At 74.7% G+C, this 10,111-nt stretch carries 8 protein-coding genes and 1 pseudogene; 5 read left to right on the plus strand and 4 right to left on the minus strand.

All coding sequences use genetic code 11. From position 1 onward, the window contains the following. The first annotated feature begins 136 nt into the window (after positions 1-136). Positions 137-1,546 carry a class II fumarate hydratase gene (locus ACWENR_RS16210; protein WP_452277785.1) on the plus strand — a complete coding sequence of 470 codons (1,410 nt, stop codon included), beginning with the start codon at positions 137-139 and terminating at the stop codon, positions 1,544-1,546. Between the two features lie 146 nt (positions 1,547-1,692). Here ACWENR_RS16210 and ACWENR_RS16215 read toward each other — a convergent pair whose 3' ends face one another. After that, on the minus strand, positions 1,693-2,235 hold the full coding sequence (locus tag ACWENR_RS16215) for a CGNR zinc finger domain-containing protein (RefSeq protein WP_452277786.1): 543 nt from the start codon (positions 2,233-2,235) through the stop codon (positions 1,693-1,695). 75 nt (positions 2,236-2,310) lie between these two features. Here ACWENR_RS16215 and ACWENR_RS16220 point away from each other — a divergent pair, with 75 nt between their 5' ends. Beyond that, the gene (locus ACWENR_RS16220; protein WP_452277787.1) at positions 2,311-3,276 is read left to right on the plus strand and encodes an EamA family transporter; all 966 of its coding nucleotides are present in this window, start codon (positions 2,311-2,313) and stop codon (positions 3,274-3,276) included. A gap of 181 nt (positions 3,277-3,457) precedes the next feature. Next, on the plus strand, positions 3,458-5,164 hold the full coding sequence (locus tag ACWENR_RS16225) for a vanadium-dependent haloperoxidase (RefSeq protein ID WP_452277788.1): 1,707 nt from the start codon (positions 3,458-3,460) through the stop codon (positions 5,162-5,164). Positions 5,165-5,250: 86 nt separating this feature from the next. Here ACWENR_RS16225 and ACWENR_RS16230 read toward each other — a convergent pair whose 3' ends face one another. The 3 genes from ACWENR_RS16230 to ACWENR_RS16240 form a co-directional block, all read right to left on the minus strand. Then, a complete protein-coding gene (locus ACWENR_RS16230) occupies positions 5,251-6,105 on the minus strand; it encodes an AfsR/SARP family transcriptional regulator (RefSeq protein WP_452277789.1) in 855 nt (284 codons plus the stop codon). A gap of 191 nt (positions 6,106-6,296) precedes the next feature. Beyond that, entirely contained in the window at positions 6,297-7,523 is a 1,227-nt protein-coding gene (locus ACWENR_RS16235; protein WP_452277790.1) for a hypothetical protein, read from the minus strand. Positions 7,524-7,676: 153 nt separating this feature from the next. Then, a complete protein-coding gene (locus ACWENR_RS16240; protein WP_452277791.1) occupies positions 7,677-8,324 on the minus strand; it encodes a helix-turn-helix domain-containing protein in 648 nt (215 codons plus the stop codon). Positions 8,325-8,387: 63 nt separating this feature from the next. Between ACWENR_RS16240 and cysS the strand changes: the two genes are divergently transcribed. Beyond that, complete coding sequence (gene cysS / locus ACWENR_RS16245) at positions 8,388-9,803, plus strand: cysteine--tRNA ligase (RefSeq protein ID WP_452277792.1); 1,416 nt, start codon at positions 8,388-8,390, stop codon at positions 9,801-9,803. Continuing rightward, positions 9,803-10,111: pseudogene (locus tag ACWENR_RS16250) on the plus strand (23S rRNA (guanosine(2251)-2'-O)-methyltransferase RlmB); the annotation flags it as partial. The gene cysS and the pseudogene ACWENR_RS16250, both read left to right, overlap by 1 nt.

Here is a 10,111-nt window from a genome sequence, read left to right on the forward strand (position 1 = left end):
AGTCCTTCCGGCCGCACCCGCCGACCGCGAAGCGCCGGGTCGGGCGGCGTGGGCTCGCCGGCTGGGCGGCTGCCCGCCGGGTCGGGCGGCGAGGGCTCGGCGCGATCATCTGCACGTCGCCGCGAGGCGCGGCAGGATGGTAGGCGTGACGACTCCAGAGGCGACGGGCTACCGGATCGAACGCGACTCGATGGGCGAGGTGGAGGTGCCCGCCGAGGCGCTGTGGCGCGCCCAGACGCAGCGCGCGGTGCAGAACTTCCCGATCTCGGGCCGGGGCATCGAGCCGGCCCAGATCCGGGCGCTGGCCCAGATCAAGGGGGCGGCGGCCGAGGTCAACGGCGAGCTTGGCGTGATCGACGCGAACGTGGCCGCGGCCATCGCCGCCGCGGCGGCGCACGTCGCGGACGGCGGCTACGACGACCAGTTCCCGATCGACGTGTTCCAGACCGGATCCGGCACGTCGTCGAACATGAACACCAACGAGGTCATCGCCACCCTGGCCAGCCGCGAGCTGGGCCGGGACGTGCACCCGAACGACGACGTGAACGCCTCCCAGTCCAGCAACGACGTCTTCCCGTCGTCGATCCACCTCGCCGCCACCGAGGCCGTGGCGCGGGACCTGCTGCCCGCGCTGGCCCACCTGGCGGAGGCGCTGGAGGGCAAGGCGGCGGAGTTCGAGACGGTGGTCAAGGCCGGGCGTACGCACCTGATGGACGCCACCCCGGTGACCCTCGGGCAGGAGTTCGGCGGGTACGCCGCCCAGGTCCGCTACGGCATCGAGCGGCTGGAGGGGGCGCTGCCCCGGCTCGCCGAGCTGCCGCTGGGTGGCACCGCCGTGGGCACGGGCATCAACACCCCGCTCGGCTTCGCCGCGAAGGTCGTCGAGAAGCTGCGCGGCTCGACCGGGCTGCCGCTGACCGAGGCGCGCAACCACTTCGAGGCGCAGGGCGCCCGGGACGCACTGGTCGAGACCTCGGGGCAGCTGCGTACCGTCGCCGTCGGCCTCTACAAGATCGCCAACGACATCCGTTGGATGGGTTCGGGGCCGCGCGCGGGCCTGCGTGAGCTGCGCATCCCCGACCTCCAGCCCGGCTCGTCGATCATGCCTGGCAAGGTCAACCCGGTGGTCGCCGAGGCGATGCGGCAGGTGTGCGCCCAGGTGATCGGCAACGACGCCGCCGTCGGCTTCGCCGGCTCGCAGGGCGACTTCGAGCTGAACGTCATGCTGCCCGTGATGGGCCGCAACCTGCTGGAGTCGGTCCGGCTGCTCGCCGCGTCGAGCCGGCTCTTCGCCGACCGCCTCGTGGTCGGCCTGGTCGCGGACGCCGAGGTCTGTCTGGCGTACGCGGAGGGCTCGCCGTCGATCGTCACCCCGCTCAACCGCCACCTCGGGTACGACGAGGCCGCCTCGATCGCCAAGGAGGCGCTGGCCAAGCAGGTCTCGATCCGCGAGGTGGTGATCTCCCGGGGGCACGTCGACTCGGGGAAGCTGACGGAGACCCAGCTCGACGAGGCGCTCGACCTGCTCCGCATGACCCACCCCTGAGCGCGGCGCCGCCCGGCCGGCCGGCGCGGCGCCGACTGGCCCGGCTCGGGGCCGGTCGGCGCGGCGCGGGATCGGTCGGTCCGGCCCGGAACCGGTCGGCGCGGTGCGAAGCCGGCGCGGCGCGGGGCTGGTCGGTGCGGCTCGGGTCAGGAGCGGGCGGCGGCCCGGCGGGCCCGGTACGCGGTGACGGCCGCCCGGTTGCCGCAGCCCGCGTCGCAGAACCGGCGGGAGCGGTTCTTCGACAGGTCGACCAGCACGTTCGCGCAGTCCGGGTGGGCGCAGATCCGCAGCCGGCCCAGCTCGTCGTAGCGCACCAGGTCGGCCATCGCCATCGCCGCCTCGACCGCGATCCGGGTCGCCAGCGGCGCGTCGCGCGGCACGGCGTGGACGTGGTAGGGCTCGTCGTCGTGCCTGATGAGCTGCGGCAGCGCCCGGTGCTCGCGGAGCAGTTCGTTGACGATGGCGACGATCTCGTCCGGGCCGGCGTACCAGATGCGGCGCAGCCGGGGGCGCAGGTCGCGGACCGACCGCAGCTCGGCCTCGGTGTGCTCGTGCCGCCCGGTGTAGGCGTGCGCGAGATAGAACGCGTCCAGGGCGGCGACGTCGGGCAGCCCCTCGTCGGGGCCGTCGGTGTTGACGAGCGCGGCGGCCGCGGTCAGCGAGCAGTCGGTGTCATGGGCGAAGAGCAACTTGACTCCTGTCGGGGCCGAGCCTAGCGTCATGAGCATACCGGCAGTTGACTCATGACAGCTAGGAGCGGATCGATGCGCCAACCACCCGCCGCCGGGCTCGGTCTCGGTCTCGCCCTGCTCTCGGCCGTCACCTTCGCCACCTCGGGCACGTTCGCCCGCTCGCTGATCGACGCGGGGTGGTCCGCCGAGGCCGCCGTGGCCGCCCGGGTTGGCATCGCCGCCCTGGTGGTGGCGGTCCCGGCGGCGCTGTCCCTGCGCGGCAGGTGGGACGTGCTGCGGCGCAACCTCGCCGCGATCGGCGTGTTCGGGCTGCTCGGTGTCGCGACCGCGCAGGTCTGCTTCTTCAACGCGGTCCGCTACCTGCCGGTTGGCGTCGCGCTGCTGCTGGAGTACCTCGGCATCATCCTGGTCGTGGGCTGGATGTGGCTGGTCCACGGGCAGCGCCCCCGCCGGCTGACGGTGGCCGGCTCGGTGGCGGCCCTCGCCGGCCTGTTCTTCGTTCTCGACCTGACCGGCGCCGGCCGGCTCGACCCGGTGGGCGTGCTCTGGGGGCTCGCGGCGGCGGTCGGTCTCGCCGGCTACTTCGTGCTCGCCGGGCGGGTCGACGAGGAGCTGCCCTCGGTCGCCCTGGCCAGCGGCGGCATGGCCGTCGGGGCAGCCGTCCTGCTGCTGCTCGGCGCCCTCGGCGCGCTCCCGCTGCGCGCGGCCTTCGGCGAGGTCACCTTCGCCGGGCAGCACACCAGTTGGCTGGTGCCGGTGGCCGGCCTGTCGCTGGTCGCCGCCGTCGTCGCGTACCTCGCCGGGATCGCCGGGACCCGGATCCTCGGGGCCCGCCTGTCGTCGTTCGTCGGGCTGACCGAGGTGATGTTCGCGGTCCTCATCGCCTGGCTGGTGCTGGGTGAGCTGCCGACCGTCGTGCAGCTCCTCGGCGGGGCCCTCATCGTCGCCGGCGTCGCGTTGGTCCGCGTCGACGAGCTGCGCGCGCCCCGCACCGAGGAGCGCCCGGAGCCGCGCAGCACCGAGGCCGCCCTGTCGTAGGCCGGCGTCGTGCCGCCAAGGGTGCACGCCGACGGGCCCCCTGCCCGGGGCCGCGCTCGGCCGGCGTCCGTCGCGCCTAGCGGGGGCGTAGCGCCTCCGTAGTCGCCGGATAGCGGGCCGGCCCAGGCTTCGAACGGGTCACGGAGTTTCCGTGGCCGTTCGAAGCCTCGACAGGAGTCCCATGGGCTGGTTCACGTCTACCCGACGCTGGGGTGCGGTGGCCGTCGCCGCCGTCAGCGTCGGCACCGCCGCCGTCATCGCTCCCGCCAGTCCGGCGCAGGCCGCCGGGCCGACCGACCACGTCCTCTACTGGAACCAGGTGCTCGTGGACACCTTCCGGGCGGCGAGTGGCATGGCCCCGGGCCCGGCCACCGCCGCGCCGGGGCCGCTCGCCCGCAGCGGGGCGATGATGCACGGCGCGATCTACGACGCCGCGAACTCGGTGCTCTGCGTGCCGGGGGTCCTCCAGTGCCTGGGCGCGCCCTACCGGATCCAGGTGCCGCGGACCATCGGCGTCAAGCCCGACCTGGCCACCGCGATCGACTACGCCGCCTACGACGTCCTGCGCACCCTCTACCCGACGCTGAACTTCGACGACGAGCTGGCCGCCGCCCAGGAGGGGATCGCCGCGTCACCGGCGCGCACGGACGGCCAGCGGATGGGGTCCGCAGCCGCCCAGGCGATGATCGACTTCCGGGCGAACGACGGCTCCGCCGACACGACCGCCTACGCGCACAGCGAGACCGCCGGCTCCTGGCGCCCGACGCAGGGCAAGCCGGCGGTGACCCCGAACTGGGGTCGGGTCAAGCCGTTCGGGCTCACCTCCGGCTCGCAGTTCCGGCCGGGTCCGCCGCTCGGCATCTCCGACATCGGCGACCTGCTGCGGAGCGAGGGCTACGCCGCCCAGGTCGACGAGGTCCGCCGCCTCGGCCGCCACGACAGCACCCAGCGGAGGGCGGGCGAGACCCGCCAGGCGTTCTTCTGGGCCAACGACCTGCCCGGCAGCTACCTGCCCCCGGGGCAGCTGTTCGAGCACACCCAGATCATGGCGACGCAGGGGAAGCTCACCCAGGCGGGCAACGCGAAGCTCTTCGCCCTGGTCGCCTTCGCGATGGCGGACGCGGCCATCACGGCGTGGGACGCCAAATACCAGACGGGCATCGATCTGTGGCGCCCGGAGACCGCGATCCAGGAGCCCCAGTCGGACGGCAACAGCGCGACGGTGCCCGACCCGACCTGGCAGCCGCTCTCGGTCAACGGTGGCGTCCGCTTCTCCCCGTCGTTTCCGTCCTACACCTCCGGGCACGCCACCTTCGCCGGGGCGTGGGCGGGGGTGATGCGTGGCTTCTTCGGCTCCGACAGCTTCCGGTTCAACGCCACCACCGAGGACCCGAACTCGGCGCCCGACGAGGTGCGCTGGTTCACCACCTTCACCGCCGCCGCCGCCGAGAACGCGCGCAGCCGGGTCTACCTCGGTGTGCACTACCAGTTCGACGCCGACGCCGGGCTCTCCTCCGGCACCTCGGTGGCCAACCACCTCACCGCCAACTACCTGCGGCCGACCGCCACGTACGAGTTCGACGGCTTCTACATCGGTGGGAGCGGGCCGCTGACGTCGGTCCAGAACCACACGCCCGGCGCACACACGATCAGCTTCGGCCTCCGCTCCGGCAGCTCGCTGATCGCCGACCCGGGAGCCGTCGTGGGCACCTCGTGGAACGGTTGGACGCTCCCCAGCTCCGTCGGTACTCCGACCTTCAACACCAGCACCAGCCGGTTCGAGATCCCGGTGACCACCTGGCCGTCCTGCGCGGGCAAGACCTGGACCCTCACGATCCTGCTCCGCGACGGCACGAGCCACCCGATCAGCTACAGCTGCGCCGCCTGACCCCGAGCAGCTCCGGGCCGGCGCGACCGTGACGTGGTCGCGCCGGCCCCTTCTCGCCGTGACAGCCGATCCACCTGGTGCGGCGGTCAGTGGCTCAGTTCGCCCGCCTCCAACTGCCGGCGGATGTCCTGGAGCATCCGCTCGACCTCGGCCAGCCGGGAGAGGGCGCGGTCGAGCCGGTCGTCGCGTGCGCCGGTGGGCGGGGCCGGGTCGTCGCCGAGCAGCGCCCGGTAGGCGGCGGACAGCTCCGGGCCCGGGTCGAGCCCCAACTCGTCGCGCAGCAGCGCACGCGCCCGGTGGTAGCAGGTGACCGCCTCGCTGCGCCGCCCGGCCCGGTGCAGCGCGACCAGCAGGTGACGCCAGAGCGGCTCGTGCAGGGGGTGCTGCTCCACCAGGGTGGTGAGCGCCGGAATCAGCTCGTGGTGCCGCCCGGCGCGCAGGTCGAGCCCCGTCAGCTCGGCCAGGACGGCGAGCCGCTCCTCGGCCAGCCGGGCGGCCTCGGCCCGGGCGAAGGGGGCGTCGACGTCGCCCAGCGGCGGCCCGACGTGCAGCCCGAGCGCGGCCCGGTAGGCCTCCGCGGCGGCGACCGGCTGCCCCAGGGCGGCGAGCGTGCCGCCTCGACGGGCCAGTTGCCGGAACACCGCCACGTCGATGGCGTCCGGGTCGGTCCGCAGCAGGTAGCCGGTGGAGTGCGTGCGGATCTCCACGCCCGGCAGCGCGATCAGGCAGCGCCGGATCACCGAGATCTGGGCGTGCACCTGGGTGCGGACGGTCCGTGGCGGCGCATCGCCCCAGATCGCGTCGATGATCCGGTCCACCGGGACCAGCGCGCCCTGGTTGAGCAGCATCAGGGCCAGCACCGCGCGTGGCCGCTTGCCGTACAGGTGCAGCGGGCGACCGTTCGCCTCGATGGCGAGCGGGCCCAACAGTTGGAACCTCATGTCGATCCGTCATGGGACGGCACAGGCCACGGACACCCCATCAGTCCTCCACCCCCGTATTCAGAGGAGAACGCGAAGCTGTGGCAACCATAGAAGTTGCACGATGCAATGACAATGCTACGGACGGTCGGATCTGCGGCCCGGCCTGGGAAGGCGTGGAGGTGCGCGGCCGGATCAGGACCGAGGGACCGTCACCGCCAGCCCCGGGCGGCCAGAGCGGCGCGGACCTCCACCAGCAGCGCCGGAAACTCCCGGTGCACGCGTCGGCTGGTCGCGTGCAGCACGAGCCAGCCGGCCGCGGCCAACTGGTCGAGCCGCCACCGGTCGAGCTGCGGTTGGTCGGCGCCGGCGACGTGCGGGTCTCCCGCGTGCGCGACGGCGACCCGGTGCCGCGGCCAGGCCAGGTGGGGGTGCGCGACGAGCCCCGAGGGCAGGCGGACGGGGTGCCGGGTGACCGGGCGCGGCAGCCCGGCCAGCACCAGCCGCACGCGCAGCTGCGACTCGGCGGGCGACGCCGCCGCCGGATCCGCCAGGTCGAACACCCAGCGCGCCCGCCTGCCGCCGGGCCGGTCGGCGTGCCGGTCGGCGGTCTCGACCAGGGCATCGCGGCTGGTGAGGCCCTGCCTGAGCAGGGCGTCGACGATGCCCACCGCGCGCAGCGGCTCCAACCAGACCGCCGTCTCCCACGCCGCCTCGGCCGGCGCCGACCGGCGTGGTGGCCCGGCGGTCAGGGGCAGCGCCGACGGCGGACCAACGGCCGGCCGGCCGGCGGGAGGACGCCCGCCGCACCCCCGGCCCGGTGTTGTCGGAGGCTCGGTGGGACGGTCTCCGTCGCGCGCCGGGCCGGGCGTCACCGCCGGTGCGGTCGGTTGCCGCCCGTCGCACGCCGGGCTGGGTGCCGTAGCCGGTGCGGTCGGTTGGTGTCCGTCGTGTGCCCGGCCGGGTATCGCGGCCGGTGCGGTCGGTTGGCGTCCGTCGCGCGCCCGACCGGGGACCGTCGCCGGTGCGGTCGCTCGGTGTCCGTCGTGCGCCGGGCCAAGGGCCGCCGCGGCTGCGGTCGGGTGCGCCGCGGCCGGCCCCAGGGTGTGGGCGCGCATGCCGCGCTGGGGGCCGACCCGGATCGTCCTCGGCAGGAGGACGTGCACGTCGTCGGCGAAGGTGGCGGCGTGCACGACGCCGTGCAGGTATGCCGCCGACGGACCGGCCACCACCGCCTCGGGCGGTAGTCGCAGGACGGCGCCCCGGCACGCCAGGGCGTGGTCACGGTCGAGCCGGGCGTCGGCGTAGACGTCGTGGCGTAGCCGGATCCAGGCGGAGCTGCGGAGCTGGTGCTCCGTGACGAGGCCCCGCCGGACCGCGTCGGAGCCGCGGAAGACCTGCCAGGCAAGGGCGCTGGGTCGGTGCGGTGAGGGTGGCATGTGGACCAGGGTGCCGACGATCCCGGCCGCCCCGGCGCCCCTGTGGACGAGGCCGCCCGCCCGCCGGGCCCCGGCTGTGGACAACCGCCACGACGACCGGCGGATGTGGTATCGGCGTCAGGGCGGGCCGAGGCGCCAGGACGGGCGGGGGCGTCAGGAAAGGGCGGTGGCGATGGCGGTGGCGGCGGCGATGACCTGGGCGCCGACCACCTCGGCGTCCAGCGGCGCGAGCGCCACCACGCCGACGCTCGCCTCCAGGCCCGGCACGCCGAGCACGGGGGCGGCCACCCCGTACGCCCCGGACTGGAGCTCCCCGGCGGTGCTCACCGGGCCGGCGGCGCCCGCCCGCCCGGCCAGGATGGCCCGCCCGGCCGCCCCGCGCTCCAGCGGGTGCCGCGCGCCCGTCCGGTACGCGACGTGGAACGACGTCCAGCTCGGCTCCACGACGGCCAGCGCGATCCCCTCGCCCCCCTCGACGACGGTCAGGTGGGCGGTCGCGCCGGCCTGCTCGGCGAGCCGGCGCAGGGCGGGCAGCGCCCCCTCCGCGAGCAGCGGCTGGGCCCGCCGGGCCAGGTGCAGCACCCCCGCGCCGAGGCGGAGCCGGCCGCCGCCGTCGCGCCGGAGCATCCCGTGCGTGGTCAGCGCGCCCACCAGCCGGTAGACGGCCGCCCGGCCGATGCCCAGCCGGTTCGCCGCCTCGGTGACGGTCAGCCCGCCCGGCGCGTCGGCGACCAGGTGCAGCAGCCGCAGCCCCCGGTCCAGGGTCTGCGCCGTCTCCCCGCCCCGCGCCGTCGTGTCCACGCCCAGCAGCGTACGACCCGGCTCCGGCCGACCCGGAAAAGCGTGGACGGCTACCCTTGTACGGTGACGCTACGCCTGTATGACACCGCCACCCGATCGGTGCGGGACTTCGTCCCGCGGGAAGCCGGCAAGGTGGGGGTCTACCTGTGTGGTCTCACCCTCCAGGCCCCGCCGCACATCGGCCATCTTCGCTCCGGCGTCAACTACGACGTGCTGCGCCGCTGGCTGCTCGCCGCCGGCTACGAGGTCACCTTCATCCGCAACCTGACCGACATCGACGACAAGATCCTGGTCAAGGCCGTGGAGCGGGGGCAACCGTTCTGGTCGATCGCGTACGCCAACGAGCTGGTCCTGGCCGAGTCCTACCGGGCGCTCAACGTGCTGCCGCCGACGTACGAGCCGCGCGCGACCGGGCACATCCCGGAGATGCACGAGCTGATCGCCAAGCTGATCGCCGACGGGCACGCCTACCCGGCCACCGACGGCTCCGGCGACGTCTACTTCGACGTCTGCTCGTGGCCGGCCTACGGGTCGCTGTCCAACCAGTCAGTGGACGCGATGCAGTCCGCCGGCGACGCCCCCGACCGGGGCAAGCGGGACCCGCGCGACTTCGCGCTCTGGAAGGGCGCCAAGCCCGACGAGCCGGCGGACGCCTACTGGCCGTCGCCGTGGGGGCGGGGCCGGCCGGGCTGGCACATCGAGTGCTCCGCGATGTGCTGGCGCTACCTCGGCGCCGAGTTCGACATCCACGGCGGCGGGCTGGACCTCACCTTCCCGCACCACGAGAACGAGATCGCCCAGTCGCAGGCGGCCGGGCTGCCGTTCGCCCGCTACTGGGTGCACCACGGGCTGCTCAGCATCGGCGGCGCCAAGATGGGCAAGTCGCTGGGCAACGCCCTCGACCTGACGTACGTCGACTCGCTCGGGGTGCGCCCGGTGGAGCTGCGCTACTACTACGCCGCCGCGCACTACCGCTCGCGCATCGACTACTCGGAGGAGGCGCTGCGTGAGGCCGCCGTCGCGTACCGCCGGATCGAGGGCTTCGTGCAGCGGGCCGTCGAGCGCGTCGGCCCCGGCCACCTCGGCGAGCTGCCGGGGGCGTTCGCGGCGGCGATGGACGACGACCTGAACACCTCCGCCGCGCTCGCCGTCCTGCACGAGGTGGTCCGCGACGGCAACACCGCGCTGACCGGCGGCGACGATGTGACCGTCCGCACGGCGCTGGCCGCCACCCGCGCCATGCTGGATATCCTCGGGGTCGATCCCCTCGACCCGGCGTGGACGGGTGGCGGCCGCGTGGACGACCTGCGCGGCGTGGTGGACTCCCTGATCGCGCTGGCCCTGGAGCAGCGCGCGCAGGCCCGCGGCCGCAAGGACTGGGCCGCCGCCGACGCCGTACGCGACCAGCTCAAGCAGGCCGGCGTGGTGGTCGAGGACACCCCCCAGGGCCCCCGTTGGACTATTGGAGAGCAGGACTGATGGCCGGCAACTCGCAGCGCCGTGGCCGGCGACTGACGCCGAAGGCGGGAGCCCCGAAGGGCTCCGGTGGCAAGAACAAGGACTCCCTCGCCGGGCGGGGCAGGACCCTGCCCGCCGACGAGCGGCCCTGGCACAAGGCGTACTCGGGCACCGAGAAGCTGCCCCAGCGCACCGCCTGGAAGCAGGACAAGGAGCGCCGGGCGGCGGCCGAGGAGGGGCGCGCGCCCAAGGTCGGCCAGCCGGGCAGCAAGGACACCACCTGGGGCAAGGGCGGCGGCCGGGGCGTGCCGGCAGGCGGGCGCGCCGCC

Source organism: Micromonospora sp. NPDC004336 (assembly GCF_053602615.1).

Bases quoted from the DNA above. Each gene is read 5' to 3' on its own strand.
- ACWENR_RS16210 (WP_452277785.1), top strand. From the start codon at position 137: ATGGTAGGCGTGACGACTCCAGAGGCGACGGGCTACCGGATCGAACGC.
- ACWENR_RS16225 (WP_452277788.1), top strand. From the start codon at position 3,458: ATGGGCTGGTTCACGTCTACCCGACGCTGGGGTGCGGTGGCCGTCGCC.
- ACWENR_RS16235 (WP_452277790.1), bottom strand. From the start codon at position 7,523: ATGCCACCCTCACCGCACCGACCCAGCGCCCTTGCCTGGCAGGTCTTC.
- ACWENR_RS16230 (WP_452277789.1), bottom strand. From the start codon at position 6,105: ATGAGGTTCCAACTGTTGGGCCCGCTCGCCATCGAGGCGAACGGTCGC.
- ACWENR_RS16220 (WP_452277787.1), top strand. From the start codon at position 2,311: ATGCGCCAACCACCCGCCGCCGGGCTCGGTCTCGGTCTCGCCCTGCTC.